The sequence below is a fragment of the Salinarimonas sp. NSM genome (genome assembly GCF_052380005.1).
GTDB lineage: Bacteria > Pseudomonadota > Alphaproteobacteria > Rhizobiales > Beijerinckiaceae > Salinarimonas.
In genome coordinates, this window is record NZ_JBQTCJ010000005.1 from 74,994 (window position 1) to 92,659 (window position 17,666).

19 protein-coding genes and 1 pseudogene are annotated in these 17,666 nt (G+C 72.5%); 13 read left to right on the forward strand and 7 right to left on the reverse strand.

The annotated features are described in order from the left end of the window. Positions 1 to 14 precede the first annotated feature (14 nt). Entirely contained in the window at positions 15 to 869 is an 855-nt protein-coding gene (locus ACTZWW_RS03725; protein ID WP_444779593.1) for a protein-disulfide reductase DsbD domain-containing protein, read from the reverse strand. A gap of 247 nt (positions 870 to 1,116) precedes the next feature. Here ACTZWW_RS03725 and ACTZWW_RS03730 point away from each other — a divergent pair, with 247 nt between their 5' ends. Both ACTZWW_RS03730 and ACTZWW_RS03735 read left to right on the forward strand, forming a co-directional pair. Beyond that, the gene (locus ACTZWW_RS03730) at positions 1,117 to 1,698 is read left to right on the forward strand and encodes a YqgE/AlgH family protein (protein ID WP_444779594.1); all 582 of its coding nucleotides are present in this window, start codon (positions 1,117 to 1,119) and stop codon (positions 1,696 to 1,698) included. A gap of 147 nt (positions 1,699 to 1,845) precedes the next feature. Beyond that, positions 1,846 to 3,234 carry a glutamate--cysteine ligase gene (locus ACTZWW_RS03735; RefSeq protein ID WP_444779595.1) on the forward strand — a complete coding sequence of 463 codons (1,389 nt, stop codon included), beginning with the start codon at positions 1,846 to 1,848 and terminating at the stop codon, positions 3,232 to 3,234. Positions 3,235 to 3,268: 34 nt separating this feature from the next. Here ACTZWW_RS03735 and ACTZWW_RS03740 read toward each other — a convergent pair. Next, positions 3,269 to 3,550 (reverse strand): annotated as a pseudogene (locus tag ACTZWW_RS03740) (DUF6894 family protein); the annotation flags it as partial. Between the two features lie 285 nt (positions 3,551 to 3,835). On the opposite strand from ACTZWW_RS03740, the gene ACTZWW_RS03745 reads away from it, so the two are divergent. After that, positions 3,836 to 4,306 carry a hypothetical protein gene (locus ACTZWW_RS03745; protein WP_444779596.1) on the forward strand — a complete coding sequence of 157 codons (471 nt, stop codon included), beginning with the start codon at positions 3,836 to 3,838 and terminating at the stop codon, positions 4,304 to 4,306. A 104-nt stretch (positions 4,307 to 4,410) separates the two neighbouring features. Here the strand turns inward: ACTZWW_RS03745 and ACTZWW_RS03750 are convergent, their stop codons facing one another. After that, a complete protein-coding gene (locus ACTZWW_RS03750) occupies positions 4,411 to 4,674 on the reverse strand; it encodes an accessory factor UbiK family protein (RefSeq protein ID WP_444779597.1) in 264 nt (87 codons plus the stop codon). Positions 4,675 to 4,853: 179 nt separating this feature from the next. Between ACTZWW_RS03750 and lgt the strand changes: the two genes are divergently transcribed. The 3 genes from lgt to pgeF are packed head-to-tail and all read left to right on the forward strand — an operon-like array spanning position 4,854 to position 7,596. Further along, entirely contained in the window at positions 4,854 to 5,717 is an 864-nt protein-coding gene (gene lgt, locus ACTZWW_RS03755; RefSeq protein ID WP_444779598.1) for a prolipoprotein diacylglyceryl transferase, read from the forward strand. Further along, the gene (locus ACTZWW_RS03760; protein ID WP_444779599.1) at positions 5,714 to 6,832 is read left to right on the forward strand and encodes a class I SAM-dependent methyltransferase; all 1,119 of its coding nucleotides are present in this window, start codon (positions 5,714 to 5,716) and stop codon (positions 6,830 to 6,832) included. Before lgt ends, ACTZWW_RS03760 begins: the two co-directional genes overlap by 4 nt. Beyond that, positions 6,826 to 7,596 (forward strand): peptidoglycan editing factor PgeF, encoded by a 771-nt coding sequence (gene pgeF, locus ACTZWW_RS03765; protein WP_444779600.1) that lies wholly within the window; start codon positions 6,826 to 6,828, stop codon positions 7,594 to 7,596. The genes ACTZWW_RS03760 and pgeF overlap by 7 nt, the downstream gene beginning before the upstream one ends. Positions 7,597 to 7,612: 16 nt before the next feature. Here pgeF and ACTZWW_RS03770 read toward each other — a convergent pair whose 3' ends face one another. After that, entirely contained in the window at positions 7,613 to 8,377 is a 765-nt protein-coding gene (locus tag ACTZWW_RS03770; protein ID WP_444779631.1) for an SDR family oxidoreductase, read from the reverse strand. 140 nt (positions 8,378 to 8,517) lie between these two features. Here ACTZWW_RS03770 and ACTZWW_RS03775 point away from each other — a divergent pair, with 140 nt between their 5' ends. Continuing rightward, positions 8,518 to 9,069 (forward strand): TRAP transporter small permease subunit, encoded by a 552-nt coding sequence (locus tag ACTZWW_RS03775; RefSeq protein ID WP_444779601.1) that lies wholly within the window; start codon positions 8,518 to 8,520, stop codon positions 9,067 to 9,069. Next, positions 9,066 to 10,754, forward strand: coding sequence for a TRAP transporter large permease (locus ACTZWW_RS03780; protein WP_444779602.1), 1,689 nt, complete (start codon positions 9,066 to 9,068; stop codon positions 10,752 to 10,754). The genes ACTZWW_RS03775 and ACTZWW_RS03780 overlap by 4 nt, the downstream gene beginning before the upstream one ends. A gap of 3 nt (positions 10,755 to 10,757) precedes the next feature. Here the strand turns inward: ACTZWW_RS03780 and ACTZWW_RS03785 are convergent, their stop codons facing one another. Together ACTZWW_RS03785 and ACTZWW_RS03790 are read right to left on the reverse strand one after the other, a co-directional pair. After that, positions 10,758 to 11,354 (reverse strand): glutathione peroxidase, encoded by a 597-nt coding sequence (locus ACTZWW_RS03785; protein ID WP_444779632.1) that lies wholly within the window; start codon positions 11,352 to 11,354, stop codon positions 10,758 to 10,760. Between the two features lie 121 nt (positions 11,355 to 11,475). Next, complete coding sequence (locus ACTZWW_RS03790; protein ID WP_444779603.1) at positions 11,476 to 11,730, reverse strand: hypothetical protein; 255 nt, start codon at positions 11,728 to 11,730, stop codon at positions 11,476 to 11,478. Between the two features lie 226 nt (positions 11,731 to 11,956). Here ACTZWW_RS03790 and mgtE point away from each other — a divergent pair, with 226 nt between their 5' ends. Then, positions 11,957 to 13,393, forward strand: a complete 1,437-nt coding sequence (gene mgtE, locus ACTZWW_RS03795; protein WP_444779604.1) for a magnesium transporter — start codon at positions 11,957 to 11,959, stop codon at positions 13,391 to 13,393. Between the two features lie 125 nt (positions 13,394 to 13,518). Beyond that, complete coding sequence (locus tag ACTZWW_RS03800; protein WP_444779605.1) at positions 13,519 to 14,346, forward strand: glycoside hydrolase family 25 protein; 828 nt, start codon at positions 13,519 to 13,521, stop codon at positions 14,344 to 14,346. 32 nt (positions 14,347 to 14,378) lie between these two features. On the opposite strand, the gene ACTZWW_RS03805 is transcribed toward ACTZWW_RS03800, so the two are convergent. Then, positions 14,379 to 14,852, reverse strand: a complete 474-nt coding sequence (locus ACTZWW_RS03805) for a methyltransferase family protein (protein ID WP_444779606.1) — start codon at positions 14,850 to 14,852, stop codon at positions 14,379 to 14,381. Between the two features lie 98 nt (positions 14,853 to 14,950). On the opposite strand from ACTZWW_RS03805, the gene ACTZWW_RS03810 reads away from it, so the two are divergent. The 3 genes from ACTZWW_RS03810 (at position 14,951) to ACTZWW_RS03820 (ending at position 17,486) form a co-directional block, all read left to right on the forward strand. Beyond that, the gene (locus ACTZWW_RS03810; RefSeq protein ID WP_444779607.1) at positions 14,951 to 16,123 is read left to right on the forward strand and encodes an isovaleryl-CoA dehydrogenase; all 1,173 of its coding nucleotides are present in this window, start codon (positions 14,951 to 14,953) and stop codon (positions 16,121 to 16,123) included. Between the two features lie 239 nt (positions 16,124 to 16,362). Further along, positions 16,363 to 16,956, forward strand: a complete 594-nt coding sequence (locus ACTZWW_RS03815) for a helix-turn-helix domain-containing protein (protein WP_444779608.1) — start codon at positions 16,363 to 16,365, stop codon at positions 16,954 to 16,956. Further along, entirely contained in the window at positions 16,953 to 17,486 is a 534-nt protein-coding gene (locus tag ACTZWW_RS03820; protein ID WP_444779609.1) for a GNAT family N-acetyltransferase, read from the forward strand. The genes ACTZWW_RS03815 and ACTZWW_RS03820 overlap by 4 nt, the downstream gene beginning before the upstream one ends. The last annotated feature ends 180 nt before the right edge of the window (positions 17,487 to 17,666 follow it).

Consider the following 17,666-nt stretch of genomic DNA (forward strand, 5'->3'; position numbering starts at 1 on the left):
CGCCCGTCGGACCCTCACTCCGGCGGAACCCGCGTCTCGACCTCGATCGCCCCGTCCGCCCCGACCAGCGTCAGGCGCAGCGGCAGCGGGCCGACGGCGTCGCGCGGGCGATGGACGATCTCGACGGAAACGATGCCGTTCGCGTCCGCGGCCTCGTCCGCGGCGAGGAACCAGCCGCTGTCGGGGCCCTCCGCCAGCAGCATCGCACCGGGCGGCGCGTCGACCGTCACGGCGAGCCTGTCCTCGCCCGCGAGCGCGACAGCGCGCACCGCGAGACCGTGGGCGGCGTCCCCGAGCGCGACGCGCGCGGGCACCGTCTCCCGGGCTCGGGCGATGGCCGGTGTGCTCCCCACCGGCTCCGGCGGCAGCGTCAGCGCGGCCTCGCCGGTCGCCGGGATGCAGATCTCCTTGCAGACGCCATAGAACAGCGACAGCGACAGGCTCACCGGCGCCGACGGATCCTCCGGCGTCACGCGCAGCGGCAGGACGACGTGGTCCTCGTAGCCGTAATAGGCGCCGTACGGGTCGGCGAAGCGCGCCGGCGCCGGCCACTCGACCTCGACGGACGCGACGTTGCGCGAGCCCGACCAGTCGAGCTCCGCGGGGATGCCGGAATCGCCGGGCGTGCGCCAGTAGGTCCGATAGCCCTGCTCCATCTCGATCTCGAGCCCCGCCCAGCGCTCCTGCGGCGTGGCGTCGCCGGCGATGAGGCGCGCGCGCGACGCGTGGTCGTCGGACCAGGGCGACGCGCCCGTCGGCGCCGCCTCCGCGGCGGGGACGATCGCGGCGGCGGCGAGGAGCGCGCCGGCCGCGACGAGGACGTTGGCGAGGATGGGCATGGTGAGGATAGGCATTGCGAGGCTCGGCATGGTGCGGGCGGCTCTCGGTGTCTCGAAACGCCCTCGGGCGCGGGTGCTCTGCGCGTTGCCGCGGAACTCGCGGCGTCCGGCTCGCTTCAATGTCGGCATCGTGGCGGGCTTTCGCCACCCACGTTCGTGTGAGGCCCGATCACGGGCGCGCGGGGCCGGGCGAAGCTGGGGCGCGAGCCCTTCCCGCGGCGCGCGTCGCGGCGTAGCATGGTGATACGAACGCACGGCTCGAGGAGGGATCTCGCCCATGGCCGGCTATCTCGACGGACACCTCCTGGTCGCCATGCCGGGCATGCCGGACGAACGCTTCGAGCGCACGGTGATCTACCTCTGCGCGCACTCGGCGGACGGGGCGATGGGCATCGTCATCAACAAGCCCACCACCGACGTCAGCCTGCCGGACCTTCTCGTGCAGCTCGACGTCATCCCCGCCGACGAGGCGATCCGGCTGCCGCGCAGCGTCGGCGCCATGAAGGTGATGAAGGGCGGGCCCGTCGAGACGAGCCGGGGCTTCGTGCTGCACACGCCCGACTTCTTCATCGACCAGTCGACCCTGCCGATCGACGGGCGCATCTGCCTCACGGCGACGGTGGACATCCTGCGCGCCATGGCCCGCGGCGACGGGCCGGACCGGGCGATGTTCGCGCTGGGCTACGCCGGCTGGGGCGCCGGCCAGCTCGAGACCGAGATCCAGAGGAACGGCTGGCTGTCCTGCCCGGCCGATCCGGAGATCGTCTTCGGCGTGCCGGCGGAGACGCGCTACGACGGTGCGCTGCGCGCGATCGGCATCGATCCCGTGATGCTCTCGCCGATCGCCGGCAACGCCTGAGAGCGCCCCGCCCGGGGACCTTGCGCGGGTGCCGATCCCCATGGGCGCGCGCGAGCCGGCGGCCACGATTGCGGCCCGTGCCCGGACGGCCTATCTACACCGCCGGGCTCGTGCGCGGGCCACGTTTCGTTCTCACGAGGTTCCCGCATGGCCCGCGACGTTTCCGATGCGACGCCGATCACCGCACGCGACGCGCTGGTCGAGTGGATCGCCCAGGGCGAGAAGCCGCGCGCGGCCTGGCGGATCGGCACCGAGCACGAGAAGATCCCGTTCTACAGGGCCGGGAACGCCCCCGTGCCCTTCGCCGGCCCCGCCGGCATCGAGGCCATCCTCGCCGGTCTGCGCACGGCGACGGGCTGGGAGCCGATCGAGGACGGCGGCAACCTCATCGGGCTGTTCGAGGGGGAGGGCGGCGGCGCCGTCTCGCTCGAGCCGGGCGGCCAGTTCGAGCTCTCCGGCGCGCTCCTGTCGGACGTGCACGAGACCCGCGCCGAGCTCGACGAGCATCTCGGCCAGACCGGGCGCGTGGCCGAGCCGCTCGGCATCGGCTTCCTCGATCTCGGCATGAGCCCGCTGTGGCGTCGCGAGGAGACGCCCGTCATGCCCAAGAGCCGCTACCGGATCATGCTGGGCTACATGCCCAAGGTCGGGCGGCTCGGCCTCGACATGATGCTGCGCACCGCGACCGTGCAGGTGAACCTCGACTTCTCGAGCGAGGCCGACATGGTCAAGAAGCTGCGCGTCTCCCTCGCGCTGCAGCCGATCGCCACCGCGCTCTTTGCCAACTCGCCCTTCACCGACGGTCGGCCCAACGGCTTCCTGTCGATGCGCTCGCACATCTGGACCGACACCGACCCGCACCGCACCGGCATGATGCCGATCGCCTTCGAGGACGGCTTCGGCTACGAGCGCTACGTCGACTGGCTGCTCGACGTGCCGATGTACTTCGTCAAGCGCGAGGGCGTGTACCACGACGTCGCCGGGGCGAGCTTCCGCGACCTTCTCGCCGGGCGGCTCGCGCAGCTCCCCGGCGAGCGGGCGACGCGCTCGGACTGGGCGAACCACGTCTCGACCGTCTTTCCCGAGGTCCGGCTCAAGCGCTTTCTGGAGATGCGCGGCATGGATGCCGGCCCGCGCAGCCACCTGCTCGCCGCGCCCGCCTTCTGGGTGGGCCTGCTCTACGATCCCGTGGCGCTCGACGCGGCGTGGGATCTCGTGAAAGGCTGGAGCGCCGAGGAGCGCGAGCGGCTGCGCAACGATGCGCCGCGGCTCGGCCTCGACGCCACGATCGCCGGGCGCTCAGCCGCGGCGATCGCGCGCGAGACGCTCGCCATCGCCCGCTCCGGCCTCTCCAGGCGGGGGATCACGGACGGGCTTCGTCGTGACGAGACCTCTTACCTCGATCCGCTCGAGGAGATCGCGGCGAGCGGGCGGCCGAGGGCGCGCGCTCTGCTCGACCTGTATCACGGCTCGTGGGGCGGTTCCGTCGCGCCCGCGTTCGAGGCGTGCGCGCTGCCCGCTCCGGAGCCCGCGTGACGCTCGCGTCCAGCGCCTCGGTGAAGGAGACCCGGTCGCACTCGCCGGCGCGGTCGTAGACGTACACCGCCCACTCGTCCCAGCGCGGATAGTGCGGTAGCTGCGCCATCATCTCCCGGGCGAAGGCAATGGCGCCGGCGCGCATCTCGCCCGCCCGCCCGACCCGCCGGCCTTCCCGATCGACGACGAGGTGGACACCGTCGCTCGCGTGTAGGTAATGGACGTTCACGGATGCCTCCGTTGGCTCTACGTCCTCGACACAGCCCCGCTCACGGCTTGTTTCCCCTACGATTCGGGCGCGGCACGCGGAATGCACGCGTTCGGGAGTCGCTTTCGTGCACTCTCCCCGCCTTCCCCGTTATCCACAGGGGTGTTTCGAGGCGCGCGCGGCATTTTGCCGGCCATGCAGCCACGGTGGGAAGCATGTGGGTCGTGCGCAGGGACCGTTGCCCGCCGCCGAGCGCGTCCCTATTCTAGCGTGGCGGGAGGTGACCGGCGCCGGAAAGAGCGCTCTCCCGTGACATGCCGGCCGCCGGATCGCGGTCGATCGACGGGCGGCCGGGCCTCGGGACGGGGCCGCGCCCGGTGGGGGAACGACAGGATGCTCACGCGTACCGACCTGCCCGACGATCCCGTCACGCTCACCGTCACGGGCGCCGAGGGTCACCAGCACACGCTCACGGTGGCGCGGGAGGCGGGCGGCGGCGTCCAGCTCGCCTGCTCGTGCGCCATGTTCTCGCGCGAATCCTGGTGTCGCCACGCGGTGGATGTGCTGTGCATGCGCCTGCGCGCGCTCGGCGTCGCGGACGACGCGCTCGACTTCGCCCTCGAGAGCGCCGTCATCGGCACGCGCGCCGAGGACGTCGCGCATGATCTCGACCGGGCGCTGATCGCCTACGGTCGCGCGCTCGAGCGCTTCGACGCGAGCCGCTCGGCGAGCCTCGAGACCGACGTGCTGGAGACGATGGGCGCGATCGCCCGGGACCTCGCCGACGCGGCTGCCCGCCTCGCCGACGCCGCGACGCGCTTCCGCCGCGCGCTCGCCGCCGCGCCGGACCGGATCGTGCCCTGAAGCGCGATCCGCCCCGACAGGGTCGGGTCGGGCGCTCCAGGTTGCTGTGCGATCGCATCGATTCTCCCGCGACCGGCCTCCACGCGCCGGGATGAGGCTCGAGCTCAGTCGGGGCGGCTCGTCAGCTTGACGAGGCGCGCCTCGAGCTCGTCGATGCGCAGCGCCAGCCTCTGCGCCTCTTCGCGCGCGGCGATGGCGATCTCGCGGGTCGCCTCGTATTCCTCGCGCGAGACCACGTCCATGTCCTTGACGATCCGCTCCAGCTGGGCGCGCATCACGGCGTCGATCTCGCGCCGCACGCCCCCCGCGGCCCCGGCCGCGTCCGAGAACAGGCGGGAGAGGTCGTCGAGAATGCGGTTCTGGTTCATGGGTCGCCGTCCTTCTTGCGCCGTTCGGGTCGGCGCGATCTCCGCGCCGCGCCCGTTACATGGCGCCGCCGGCATCGGGACGCAACGGGTCGCCGGCTCTTGACGCCCTTGCGCAAACCCGGCACCTCCGCGACCATCCGATTCGCGCCCGCGAGACGGGCGAACGCGCGCGAGGCCGCATGCCCTTTCCCGAGATCGACCCGGTCGCCATCGCGATCGGCCCCATCGCCATCCGCTGGTACGCGCTCGCCTATATCGCGGGGCTGCTGCTCGGCTGGTGGGGGGCGCGCCGGCTCGTGCGGGCCGACCGGCTCTGGGGCGACGTGCGCCGCCCGGACGCGATCGCGATCGACGACCTCGTCGTATGGGTGGCGATCGGGCTCATCCTGGGCGGGCGGCTCGGCTACGTGCTGTTCTACAATCTCGACGCCTACCTCGCGAACCCGCTCGAGATCCTCGCGGTCTGGCGGGGCGGCATGGCCTTCCACGGCGGGCTCCTCGGCGCGCTCGTCGCGATGCTGCTCTTCGCCCGCGCGCGCCGCCTGCCGGCTCTGCCGATCTTCGACGTCGTCGCCGTCGTCACGCCGATCGGCCTCTTCTTCGGGCGCATCGCCAACTTCATCAACGGCGAGCTCTGGGGCAGGCCCGCGCCGGACGTGTCCTGGGCCGTGGTCTTCCCCTTCGCCGGGGACGTGCCGCGATACCCGTCCCAGCTGATCGAGGCGGGAACGCAGGGCCTCCTGCTGCTCGTCGTGATGCTGATCGCGGTCGCCTTCGCCGGCTTCCGGCGTCCGGGGCTCATCGCCGGCGTGTTCGCCATCGGCTACGCACTGGCGCGCATCGTCTCCGAGTTCTTCCGCGAGCCCGATCCTCAGCTCGGCTTCCTGTTCGGGCGGGAGGTCGAGGCGCTCTCGGGCGGGGTGACGATGGGGATGCTCCTGTCGCTGCCGTTGCTCGTGGGCGGCATCGTTCTCGTCGCGCTGGCGCGCGCGGGCACGACCCGCCGCGGCGCGCTCGTGGACCGGGAGGCGCCCTCCGCATGACGCCGCTCGGCGCCGAGATCCGGGACCTGATCGCCGCGGAGGGCCCCATCCCCGTCTCGCGCTACATGGCGCTGTGCCTCGGCCACCCGCGCTACGGCTACTACATGACCCGCGACCCGATCGGGTTGGCGGGCGACTTCGTCACTGCTCCCGAGATCAGCCAGATGTTCGGCGAGCTCGTCGGATTGTGGGCGGCGCAGGCCTGGATCGACCTCGGACGGCCGGCGCCCTTCGCCCTCGTCGAGCTCGGCCCCGGCCGCGGCACGCTGATGGCGGATGCGCTGCGCGCCGCGAAGGTCGCCCCGGGCTTCCTCGAGGCGGCTGCGGTGCACCTCGTCGAGACGAGCCCCGTCCTGCGAGAGCGCCAGCACGCGACGCTCGCCGCGCCCCCGGCGGCGCTCGGGGGCGGGGTGCATTGGCACGCGCAGCTCGACGCAGTGCCGGACCTGCCGCTCATCGCGCTCGCCAACGAGTTCTTCGACGCGTTGCCCGTGCGCCAGATGGTGCGCGACCGCGGCGCCTGGCGCGAGCGGCTCGTCGGCCTCGACGACGCCGGCGCGCTCGCCTTCGGGCTCTCGCCCGAGGCCGACCCGTCGATCTCCGACCCGTCCTTCGCCTGGGACGCGCCCGAGGGCGCCGTGCTCGAGATCGCGGCGGCCGGCGCGGCGGTGATGCGCGCGCTCGCCGGGCGCATCGTCTCCGCCGGTGGGGCGGCGCTCGCGATCGACTACGGCCACGCCCGCACCGGCTTCGCCGACACGCTCCAGGCGATCCGCCGCCACGCCTTCGCCGACCCGCTCGTCGATCCCGGCGAGGCGGACGTGACCGCGCACGTCGACTTCGCCCAGCTCGCCGTCGCGGCGCAGGGCGCCGGCGCGCGGGTGTTCGGGCCCGTGACCCAGGGCGCCTTCCTGCGCGCGCTCGGCATCGAGCCGCGGGCGCGGGCACTCGCGGCCCGGGCGAGCGCCAGGCAGTCCGAGGAGATCGGCGCCGCGCTCGTGCGGCTCACCGGGGACCGCGACGCGGACATGGGCGTTCTGTTCAAGGCGCTGGCGGTCGCGCATCCGCGGCTCTCCGCCTGCGCCGGCTTCACCCGGGACGAGGGGCCATGCTGATCACGTCGGACGCGCTCGACGCCGGACACGGCGTCCGCCACGCCTTCTTCACCCGCGACGGCGGGGTCTCGCAGGGGCTCTACACGAGCCTCAACGGCGGCCTCGGCTCGGCGGACGCGCGGGAGGCCGTGCTCGCCAACCGCGCGCGCATGGCCGAGCGGCTCGGCGTCGCGCCGCACGCGCTGGTGAGCGTCCACCAGGTCCATTCGCCCGACGTCGTCGTGGTCGAGGAGCCGATCGCGCCGGACGCCCGCCCGAAGGCGGACGCGATGGTGACCGACCGGCCGGGCCTCGCGCTCGCGATCCTCACGGCCGATTGCGGCCCGATCCTCTTCGCCGACGCGGAGGCCGGCGTGATCGGCGCCGCCCACGCCGGCTGGCGCGGCGCGCTCGCCGGTGTCGCCGAGGCGACCGTCGACCGCATGGAGCGGCTCGGCGCGCGGCGCGGGCGCATCGTCGCGGTGCTCGGGCCGACGATCGGGCAGGAGGCCTACGAGGTGGGGGCGGAGCTGCGCGACGCGGCGCTGGCGGAGGACGCGGGAGCGCAGCGCTTCTTCGCGCCCGGCAAGCGGGAGGGCAAGTTCCAGTTCGACCTGCCCGGCTACATCCTCGCGCGCCTCACCCGCGCGGAGGTCGGCGCGGCGCACGACCTCGCCCGCTGCACCTATTCCAACGCGGACCTGTTCTACTCCTACCGCCGCGCGACGCATCGCGGCGAGCCGGATTACGGCCGCCTCGTCTCGGCGATCGCGCTCGCCGGCTGAGCAGGCCCGCGCGGGGTCATTCCCGGATACCGACGACGTCGGGCGTCTCCCAGGCGAGATGCTGGCCGCCGTCGAGCGCCAGCATCTGGCCCGTGACGCTGCGCGCGCCGACGAGGTACATCAGCGCCTCGCAGACCTCGTCCGGTGACGACGACCGCCGCAGCGGCACCGCGGCCGACTGGCGCGCGAAGTCCTCCTCGCCCTGGCGGGGGCTCGCCAGCGTCGGGCCCGGCCCGATGGCGTTGACGCGGATGCGCGGCGCGAGCGCCCGCGCCATCGTGCGCGTCGCGGTCCACAGGGCGGATTTGGCGATCTGGTACGAGAAGAACATTGGCGTCTCCTTCCAGACGCGCTGATCGAGCACGTTGACCAAGAGCCCCTCGGCACCCTCGGGCAGCTGCGCGGCGAAGTCGCGCGCGAGGATCAGCGGGGCGGTGAGGTCCACCGCGAGCGTCCGCCCGTAGCGGGCGAGGTCGAGGCTCTCGATTCGGTCGTCCTCGAACTCGCTCGCGCTGTTGACGAGGAGGTCGAGCGGCCCGAGCGCGGTCGTCGCCGCCGCGATCATGCCGGCCACCGCAGCCGCGTCCGCGAGGTCCGCCTGCACGACGCTCGCCCGCCCGCCCGCCGCGCCGATGGCGTGGGCCAGCCGCTCCGCCTCGACGACGGAGGCGTTGCAATGGATCGCGACGCGATAGCCGTCGCGCGCGAGCCGCTCCACCATCGCCCGCCCGATCCGCTTCGCACCGCCGGTCACCAGGGCCGCCTTCGGGGTCATTCGCACCTCCATGATCGCGGAGATCTACGCGCGAGACGCGCGAACGGATGCGCACTCGATCCGGCGCGCGCACCGGCTTGCCTCCGGTCGCAGATCCTCTAGAAGCCGGGGGTGGGCCGCCCCCGCGCGCCCGGGAGCCCGCCTCGATGGCCTTCGCCCTGCGCCTCGCGCGCCTCGTCGACGCCCTGAACGAGCGCATCGCGCGGCTCGCCGCGTGGCTCGTCGTCGCGGCGGTGGTGATCTCGGCGGGCAACGCGATCTCGCGCAAGGCCTTCTCGCTGTCCTCGAACGCCTGGCTCGAGGCGCAGTGGTACCTGTTCGGGGCGGTGTTCCTGCTCGGCGCCTCCTGGACCCTCAAGCGGAACGAGCACGTACGCATCGACGTCGTCTCCTCGCGGCTGTCGCCCCGCACCCGTGGCTGGATCGACGTCGTCGGCCACGCGCTGTTCCTGATCCCCTTCGCGCTGGTCCACGTGCTCACCGCGATTCCCTTCTTCCTGCTGTCGTGGCGCACCGGGGAGGTCTCGCCGAATGCGGGCGGGCTGCCGCTGTGGCCGGCGAAGATCCTCGTGCTCCTGGGCTTCGCCATGCTTCTCGCGCAGGGCGTCTCGGAGCTCGTCAAGAAGGTCGCGGTCCTGCGCGGGGCGCTGCCCGACGCGGGCGAGGGCGGACCGCCCGTGTCCGGGTTCACGTCATGAGCGCCTTTCTCGTCGCGAACCTCGCGCCGATCATGTTCGGCTCGCTCGTCGTGCTGATGCTGCTCGGCTACCCGATCGCCTTCTCGCTCGCCGCGCTGGGCCTCGGCTTCGGGTTCCTGGGTATCGAGCTCGGCCTGTTCGCGCCGGGCTTCTTCCAGGCGCTGCCGGACCGCGTCTACGGCGCCATGGCGAACGAGACGCTGCTCGCGATCCCGTTCTTCACCTTCATGGGCCTCGTGCTCGAGCGTTCGCGCATGGCCGAGGACCTGCTCGACACGATGGGCCAGCTCTTCGGCTCGGTGCGGGGCGGGCTCGCCTACGCCGTGGTCTTCGTGGGCGCACTCCTCGCCGCGACGACGGGCGTCGTCGCCGCCGCCGTGATCTCGATGGGGCTGATCTCGCTGCCGATCATGCTGCGCTACGGGTACGACCGGCGCCTCGCCACGGGCGTCATCGTCGCTTCGGGCACGCTGGCGCAGATCCTCCCGCCCTCGCTGGTGCTGATCGTGCTCGCCGACCAGCTCGGCCGCTCGGTGGGGGACATGTATGCCGGCGCCATGCTGCCGGCGCTGATGCTGACGGCGGCCTTCGCGCTCTACGTGTTCATCAACACGCTGCTGCGCCCCGCCATGGCGCCGCCGCTGCCGCAGGAGGCCCGGCGGCTGGGCCGCGGCATGACCTCGCTCCTCGTGCTCACCGCCGTGGCGATCGGCGTCGGCTGGGCTGCCACGGCGTGGTTTTCGGGGCGTGTGGAGCAGGCGCCCTACGTCTACGGCGCCGCGACGGGCGTGCTCCTCGCCTTCGCCGTCGCCTGGGCGAACCGGCGGCTGACCCTCGGCGTGCTCTCCCACCTCGCCGAGCAGGTGACGCTCGTGCTGGTGCCGCCGCTCGCGCTGATCTTCCTCGTGCTGGGCACGATCTTCGTGGGCCTCGCCACGCCCACCGAGGGCGGCGCCATGGGCGCCGTCGGCGCCCTCGCGCTCGCCGCGCTCAAGGGGCGCCTGTCGCTGCGGCTCAGCCGCGAGGCGGCGGAATCGACGCTGCGGCTGTCCGCCTTCGTCATGTTCGTGCTGATCGGCGCGCGGGTGTTCTCGCTCACCTTCTACGGGGTGAGCGGGCACATCTGGGTGAAGGACCTGCTGCTGGCGCTGCCGGGCGGGGAGGCGGGGTTCCTGCTCTTCGTCGGGCTGACCGTGTTCTTCCTCGGCTTCTTCCTCGACTTCTTCGAGATCGTCTTCATCCTCGTGCCGCTGCTGGTGGCGCCGGCACAGGCGCTCGGCATCGATCTCGTCTGGTTCGGCGTGCTGCTGGCGGTGAACTTCCAGACCTCCTTCCTCACCCCGCCCTTCGGCTTCTCGCTGTTCTACCTGCGCTCGGTCACCCCGAGCGGGGAATACGAGGACGAGGTGACGGGCGCGCGGGTGCGCGGGGTCGACACGCTGGAGATCTACCGCGGCGTGATCCCCTTCGTCGCGATCCAGGTCATGATGATCGTCGTCGTCTACCTCGCGCCGGGCCTCGTGACGCACTACCGCTCGGACGCGCCCGTCCTCGACGAGGAGCAGGTGCGCGAGCGCCTCGACCGGCTGATCATGCCCGGCCTCGGCGACGGGGGAGCGGGCGGCGGCTTCGGGCCGGGCTTCGGCCCGCCGCAGATGCCGAGCTTCGCGCCGCCGCCGCAGTGAGGCTCACGCGCCCTCGCGCAGTGCCCGCTCGATCGCCGCGAGGATGCGCGGATCCGTCGGCGCGGTGGGCGTGAAGAACGCGGCCGTCAGGGTGCCGTCCGGGCCGACGAGGTACTTGTGGAAGTTCCAGCGCGGGGCCTCGCCGGGGCGCTCGCGCGCGGCCCAGGCGTAGAACGGATGCGCCGCTTCGCCGACGACCCGCGTGCGCGCCGCGAGCGGGAAGGCGACGCCGTAGGTGCCTTGGCAGAAGGCGGCGATGGCGTCGTCGTCGGCGAGCTCCTGGCGGAAATCGTTCGACGGCACGCCGATGACGACGAGCCCGCGGGGGCCGTAGCGCTCGTGCAGCGCCTGCAGGCCGGCGAGCTGGTCCACGAAACCGCAGCGCGAAGCGGTGTTGACGACGAGGATGGGCCGGCCGGCGAAGGCGGCGAGATCGATGCGCCCGCCGTCGATGGCGTCGAAGGAGAAGGCGTGGGCCGTGGGGCGCGAGACGGGCGCGCGCTCGTCCGCGGCGTGGGCGGCGGGCGTCGTCGCGGCGAGCGCGAGGAGGAGCGCCGGAGCGAGGGCGGCGAGAGCGAGGACGCAGGCGAGGGTGAGCAGCCGGCGAACGGGTTTGGGCACGGGGTACCTCCCGAGACATCTCCAGGACGGCGCCGCCCGCGCGGGACGGCTCGACGGAGATGGCGCGCAGGGCGCCGCCGCCAAGGCGCGCGCACGCCCCTCAGAGCGCGACCCAGAGCCCCACCCCGGCCACGGCCCCGAGCGCGAGCCAGATCACGGTCGTGCCCCAGCCCCGCGGCGCGGGCGCCGCTTCCTCGGCGCTCCAGGCGAAGGCCTCACCGGCCGACTGCGCGACGCGCTTGAGATGGGAGGCGTGCGCGTCGAGAACGACGGCCTTGGTCTCGATGCGGTGATCGGGCGCCCGCTGGGAACGCGCGGCAGCGCTCGTGCGGCGGCTCGACGGGATCGTCGTCATGACCTCCTCCACCCTGACGGCGGCGGTCTCCCGCCCCGTGGCCTCGCGCGTCACCCACCCGGAACCGATCTTGTTGCTTGCCCGTGACGCTAGCACGACATCGTAAACGAGACGAGATCCGTCGCAGCGCGGATCGCGGTGGTCGGGAGGGGTCCGCGGCGTTGCCAGCGGCGACACACGACCCTAGAACTCGGACGCATTCCCCGAATCGCGTAAGGAGTGGCGCATGGCAGAGGCCGACGACACGCTCGCGCCCGAGACGGCGCCGCTCGGCGCCTCCGAGCCCGCGCCGCCGCCCGTCTTCCGCGACGAGGAGCACGGCGGCGTCTCCCGCGCCTTTCTCGAGGCGGTGCGCGAGGCACTGGAGGCGCAGGACGGGGAGCGCCTGCGCGCGCTCGTCGGCGACCTGCACGAATCCGATCTCGGCGACCTGATCGAGGCGCTCGACCAGGAGGAGCGCCGAGCTCTCATGGTCCTCTTCGGGCCGGACCTCGACTTCACGGCGCTCACCGAGGTCGACGAGACGATCCGCGTCGCGCTCCTGCGCGAGCTGCCGACCACGCTCGTCGTCGAGGGCATGCGCGAGCTCGACATCGACGACGCGGTCTACATCCTCGAGGACCTCGACGACGAGGAGAAGTTCGAGATCCTCCAGCAGCTCCCCGTGATGGAGCGGGCGGCGCTGCAGCGCTCGCTCGACCTGCCGGAGGACGCCGCCGGCCGGCGCATGCAGACGCAGTTCATCGCCGTGCCCCCGTTCTGGACGGTGGGGCAGACGATCGACTTCATGCGCGAGAGCCAGGACCTGCCGGAAACGTTCTACGAGATCTACGTCGTCGACCCCACGGTGCGGCTGAAGGGCTCGGTCTCGCTGGACCGCATCCTGCGGACGCAGCGCCCCAAGCGAATCGCCGAGATCATGAAGCCGGCCGAGCACGCCATCCTCGCCACCGACGCGCAGGAGGAGGCGGCGCGCATCTTCCAGCGCTACAACCTCGTCTCCGCCGCCGTGGTGGACGCCGCCGGCCGCATGGTCGGCGTCATCACCGTCGACGACATCGTCGACGTACTCGAGGAGGAGGCCGACGCCGACATCAAGGCGCTCGGCGGCGTCAAGGCGGACGAGGAGCTCTCGGACTCGGTCTGGTACATCACGCGCTCGCGCTTCACCTGGCTGTTCGTCAACCTGCTGACCGCGATCCTCGCCTCGGTGGTCATCGGCGTGTTCGCGGACGCGCTCGAGCAGATGGTGGCGCTCGCGGTGCTGATGCCGATCGTCGCTTCCATGGGCGGCAACGCCGGCACGCAGACGATGACGGTCGCGGTGCGCGCGCTCGGTACCCGTCAGCTCAGCCGCGCCAACGCCATGCGCATCGTGCGCCGCGAGATGGTGGTGGGCCTCCTCAACGGCGTGGCCTTCGCGGTGGTGATGGGCATCGTCGCTGCGGTCTGGTTCGACCTGCCGAGCCTGGGGCCGGTGATCGGCCTCGCCCTCGTGATCACGCTCGTCTCGGCGGCGCTCGGCGGGATCGTCATCCCCCTCCTGCTCGACCGTTTCAAGATCGATCCGGCGGTCTCGTCGGGCCCGTTCGTGACGACGGTCACCGACGTGGTCGGCTTCTTCGCCTTCCTGGGGATCGCGAGCGCCTGGTTCGGCATCTGAGGTGCCGCGCTGCGGAAGTATCGTCGCAGGCTCGCTTTCGTGCGCCGTGACGCTATCGTCTTAACCGGATCGTAGGGATCGCCGAACGAATCCTCGGCGCCGTGCGTCCCCGTCCGGAAGTCCCCATGCCCTTCGCGTCAGCCCGCGCCTTCGCCCGCCTCGCCGCGCTCGCCCTCGGCCTCGCCGTCGCGAGCTGCTCGATCGCGCCGGACTTCTACCCCGCCAAGGGCGACAACGATCCCCATCCGGGTGTGCGGCGCGTGCATTCGCTGCCGGTGCACGGCATCGACGTGTCGCGCTGGCAGGGCGACGTGGACTGGCATCGCGTGCGCCAGGCCGGCACGCGCTTCGCCTTCATCAAGGCGACGGAGGGCGGCGATCATCTCGACCCGAAATTCCGTGAGAACTGGGAGGGCGCACGCCGCGCCGGCGTCCCCCGCGGGGCCTACCACTTCATCTTCTGGTGCCGCCCGGCGCACGAGCAGGCGCAATGGTTCATCGACAACGTGCCCAACGAGCCGGACATGCTGCCGCCCGTGCTCGACATGGAGTGGAACAACCACTCCCGCCTGTGCACCCGGCGCGTGCCGCGCGAGGAGGCGCTCGAGAAGACGCGCATCATCCTCGCCATGCTCCACCGGCACTACGGCCGGCTGCCGATCATCTACACCGACATCAACTTCCACCGCGACGTGCTCCAGGGGGAGCATTTCGACGCCACCTTCTGGCTGCGCTCGGTGGCCGCGGAGCCGCACGAGCGCTACCGCGACCGCCGCTGGACCTTCTGGCAGTGGACGCAGACCGGCACGGTGCCGGGTGTGCGCGGCGAGGTGGACCGCAACGCCTTCTACGGCAGCCAGCGCGAGTGGGAGCAGTTCCTCGCGAGCGACTGCGACCCGCGCGACCGACCGCGCTTCGAGGCGCTGGGCTATTGCCGCGACAAGGGGGTTTGACGCGGGTTTGACGGGGGTCTGACGGGCGGGCTTCAGATCCAGCGCCGCACCCGCGCCGCGTAGGCCCGCCACTGCGCGCCGAAGCGCCGCCCGAGGTGCGCCTCCTCGCGCTCGATGGCGAGCTTCTGGACGGCGAAGGCCGCCACGAAGGCGAAGCCGGCGAGCCAGAGGTTGTCGAACACGAGCCCGAGCCCGAGCGTGAGCAGCGTGTTGCCGACGTAGATCGGGTTGCGCGAGAACCGGAACGGCCCCGACGTGACGAGCGCGTTCGCGCCCCGGTGCGGCAGGATCGTGGTCCGCGCCCGCGAGAATGTCCACGCGGTCCACAGGTCGAGCCCGAGCCCGCCGAGGATCATCCCGACGCCGAGCGCGCCCAGCGCCATCCCGCCGCCGTGGCTCGTGGGGGCGAGGTGGCGCTCGATCAGGAAGCCTGCGACGATCGCCACGAGATAGACGATCGGCGGCCAGGGCCAGCGGTTCGGGGCGTCGTCGTCGGCCGTGCTCATCGCGCGTCTCCTCGAGGCGGCGCGACCACCGGACCGGTGACACGCCACGCCCGCCTGATATAACCCGCGCAAGAGCAATCGCGCGAGGAGCGCCCGCCATGATCCCCAACGCCGCACCCGCCTTCGACTTCGACCTCGGCGAGACCGCCGACGCCATCCGCGAGAGCGTCGCCGCCTTCGCGCAGGAGACGATCGCCCCGCGCGCCGCCGAGATCGACCGGACGAACCAGTTCCCCCGCGATCTCTGGATACCGATGGGCGAGATGGGCCTGCACGGCATCACCATCGCGGAGGAGGACGGCGGCACCGGGCTCGGCTATCTCGAGCACGTCGTGGCGATGGAGGAGATCTCCCGCGCCTCCGCCTCCGTCGGCCTGTCCTACGGCGCCCATTCGAACCTGTGCATCAACCAGATCGGGCGCAACGGCACCAAGGCGCAGAAGGAGAAGTACCTCCCCAAGCTGATGTCCGGCGAGCACGTGGGCGCGCTGGCGATGTCGGAGCCCGGCGCGGGCTCGGACGTCGTCTCGATGCGCACCCGCGCGGACCGCAAGGGCGACCGCTTCGTGCTCAACGGCAACAAGATGTGGATCACCAACGGGCCGATCGCGGAGACGCTCGTCGTCTACGCCAAGACCGACCCGGACGCCGGCCCGCGCGGCATCACCGCCTTCCTGATCGAGAAGGGCATGAAGGGCTTCTCCACCCACCAGAAGCTCGACAAGCTGGGCATGCGCGGCTCGGACACCTGCGAGCTCGTGTTCGAGGATTGCGAGGTGCCCGAGGAGAACGTGCTCGGCGAGGTGGGCCGGGGCGTGCGGGTGCTGATGTCGGGCCTCGACTACGAGCGCGCAGTGCTCGCCGCGGGCCCGCTCGGCATCATGCAGGCGGCGATGGACATCGTCATGCCCTACGTGCACGAGCGCAAGCAGTTCGGCCAGCCGATCGGCACGTTCCAGCTCGTCCAGGGCAAGGTCGCCGACATGTACGTGCGCATGAACGCCGCCAAGGCCTACGTCTATTCCGTCGCCAAGGCCTGCGACCGCGGCCGCACCACCCGCGAGGACGCCGCCGGCGCCATCCTCTATGCGGCCGAGCTCGCCACCCAGATCGCGCTCGACGCGATCCAGCTGCTCGGCGGCAACGGCTACATCAACGAGTACCCCACCGGCCGCCTCCTGCGCGACGCCAAGCTCTACGAGATCGGCGCCGGCACGAGCGAGATCCGGCGGATGCTGATCGGGCGGGAGCTGTTCGAGAAGACGGCGTGAGGGGAGGCGGGGGCGTGGCGCTGTCACCCCGGATCGCGAGCGGGTCCGGGGCCTAGAACCGCGGGGGTGTGCTCAGCGTGCGCGAAAGCGCGCGCGTCCACGAGACGCGGATGGCGGCGTGTCGCGCCGCGGCGTATGCACGCCGCTCATCGAGCACCTGTGGTTCTGGGCCCCGGACTTGCTTCGCAATCCGGGATGACAGCCGTTGACATCTGTCATGAGAGAAATATTCTCTCATCATGGAGATAGCCGCCACACTCCCCGACCGTATCCGCGCCGCCCGGCGCGCCCGCCGGATGACGCTGGAGGCGCTCGCCGAGGCGTCGGGCGTGTCGCGGGCGGCCTTGTCCAAGATCGAGCGGGGGGAGGCGAGCCCGACCGCGGCGCTGCTGGCGCGCCTCGCCGCCGGGCTCGGGACGAGCGTGGCGTCGCTGTTCGCGGAGCCCGGGGATGCAGGGGAGGCCGGCGGCGCGCCTCTCGGCCGCGCGGCGGATCAGCCCGCCTGGACCGATCCGCAGAGCGGCTACGTCCGCCGCAACGTCTCCCCCTCCGCGGCTCGGGGCGCCGCCGAGATCGTCGACGTGACCTTCCCGCCCGGCGGGCGCGTCGTCCTCGACAACGCGCTCGGCTTCCACGGCCTCGCCCAGCAGGTCTGGGTGATCGAGGGCGTGATCGATCTGACGATCGGCGAGGAGACCACGCGGCTCGAGGCCGGCGACTGCCTGTTCATGCGCCTCGACGCGCCCATCGCCTTCCACAATCCCGGCGAGACGCCCGCCCGCTACGCGGTCGTGCTCTCGCGCCTCCCCGCACGAGGGACGCCTGCGCCATGACCGCGTTCACCATCCGCCGCCTCGACGCGCAGGCGGCCCGCGCCGCCTGCGACGCGCTCGCCGACATCCACCGCGCCTGCGTCGCCGACGGCGCCTCCGTCTCCCTGATGACGGACACGCCCCGGGAGGAGGCGCTCGCCTTCTGGGAGGGCGTGGCGCAGAGCGTGGCGGCGGGCGGGACCATCCTGCTCGTCGCGGAGGACGGGGACGGCCGGGCGCTCGGTACCGTGCAGGTCTGCTTCGCCGACAAGCCGAACCAGCCGCATCGCGGTGACCTCGCCAAGATGCTCGTTCATCCCGATGCGCAGGGTATGGGCCTCGGCGCCGCCCTGCTGGCCGCCGCCGAGCGCGAGGCGCTGGCGGCGGGCCGCTGGCTCCTCGTGCTCGACACGGTCCCCGGCACCGCCGCCGACCGGCTCTACACCCGGGGCGGGTGGCAGCCGGTGGGGGAGATCCCCGGCTTCGCGCTGTGGCCGGAGGGGGGGCTTTGCCCGACGAAGCTGTTCTACAAGGACCTGCGGAGCGCGTGAGGGGATCGGGGAACGGCGTCGCGCAGATGCCGCCCGCGCGCGCTCGTCCTCCCCGGAGGGGAGCAGTCCGCGCGGAGCGCGGGCGGTGGGGCCGTTCGGATCGAGAGGCGAGCCGGCTCGCCGCCCTCCCCACCCTCCGGCCTTCGGCCTCCGTCCTCCCCTGCGGGGAGGAAGCGGTGG

Coding starts and splice junctions, on each gene's coding strand:
- ACTZWW_RS03750 (WP_444779597.1), bottom strand. CDS start 4,674: ATGAACCAGAACCGCATTCTCGACGACCTCTCCCGCCTGTTCTCGGAC.
- ACTZWW_RS03790 (WP_444779603.1), bottom strand. CDS start 11,730: ATGACGACGATCCCGTCGAGCCGCCGCACGAGCGCTGCCGCGCGTTCC.
- ACTZWW_RS03805 (WP_444779606.1), bottom strand. CDS start 14,852: ATGAGCACGGCCGACGACGACGCCCCGAACCGCTGGCCCTGGCCGCCG.
- ACTZWW_RS03745 (WP_444779596.1), top strand. CDS start 3,836: ATGCTCACGCGTACCGACCTGCCCGACGATCCCGTCACGCTCACCGTC.
- lgt (WP_444779598.1), top strand. CDS start 4,854: ATGCCCTTTCCCGAGATCGACCCGGTCGCCATCGCGATCGGCCCCATC.
- ACTZWW_RS03775 (WP_444779601.1), top strand. CDS start 8,518: ATGGCCTTCGCCCTGCGCCTCGCGCGCCTCGTCGACGCCCTGAACGAG.
- ACTZWW_RS03735 (WP_444779595.1), top strand. CDS start 1,846: ATGGCCCGCGACGTTTCCGATGCGACGCCGATCACCGCACGCGACGCG.
- mgtE (WP_444779604.1), top strand. CDS start 11,957: ATGGCAGAGGCCGACGACACGCTCGCGCCCGAGACGGCGCCGCTCGGC.
- pgeF (WP_444779600.1), top strand. CDS start 6,826: ATGCTGATCACGTCGGACGCGCTCGACGCCGGACACGGCGTCCGCCAC.
- ACTZWW_RS03800 (WP_444779605.1), top strand. CDS start 13,519: ATGCCCTTCGCGTCAGCCCGCGCCTTCGCCCGCCTCGCCGCGCTCGCC.
- ACTZWW_RS03760 (WP_444779599.1), top strand. CDS start 5,714: ATGACGCCGCTCGGCGCCGAGATCCGGGACCTGATCGCCGCGGAGGGC.
- ACTZWW_RS03730 (WP_444779594.1), top strand. CDS start 1,117: ATGGCCGGCTATCTCGACGGACACCTCCTGGTCGCCATGCCGGGCATG.
- ACTZWW_RS03815 (WP_444779608.1), top strand. CDS start 16,363: ATGGAGATAGCCGCCACACTCCCCGACCGTATCCGCGCCGCCCGGCGC.
- ACTZWW_RS03810 (WP_444779607.1), top strand. CDS start 14,951: ATGATCCCCAACGCCGCACCCGCCTTCGACTTCGACCTCGGCGAGACC.
- ACTZWW_RS03780 (WP_444779602.1), top strand. CDS start 9,066: ATGAGCGCCTTTCTCGTCGCGAACCTCGCGCCGATCATGTTCGGCTCG.
- ACTZWW_RS03820 (WP_444779609.1), top strand. CDS start 16,953: ATGACCGCGTTCACCATCCGCCGCCTCGACGCGCAGGCGGCCCGCGCC.
- ACTZWW_RS03725 (WP_444779593.1), bottom strand. CDS start 869: ATGCCGAGCCTCGCAATGCCTATCCTCACCATGCCCATCCTCGCCAAC.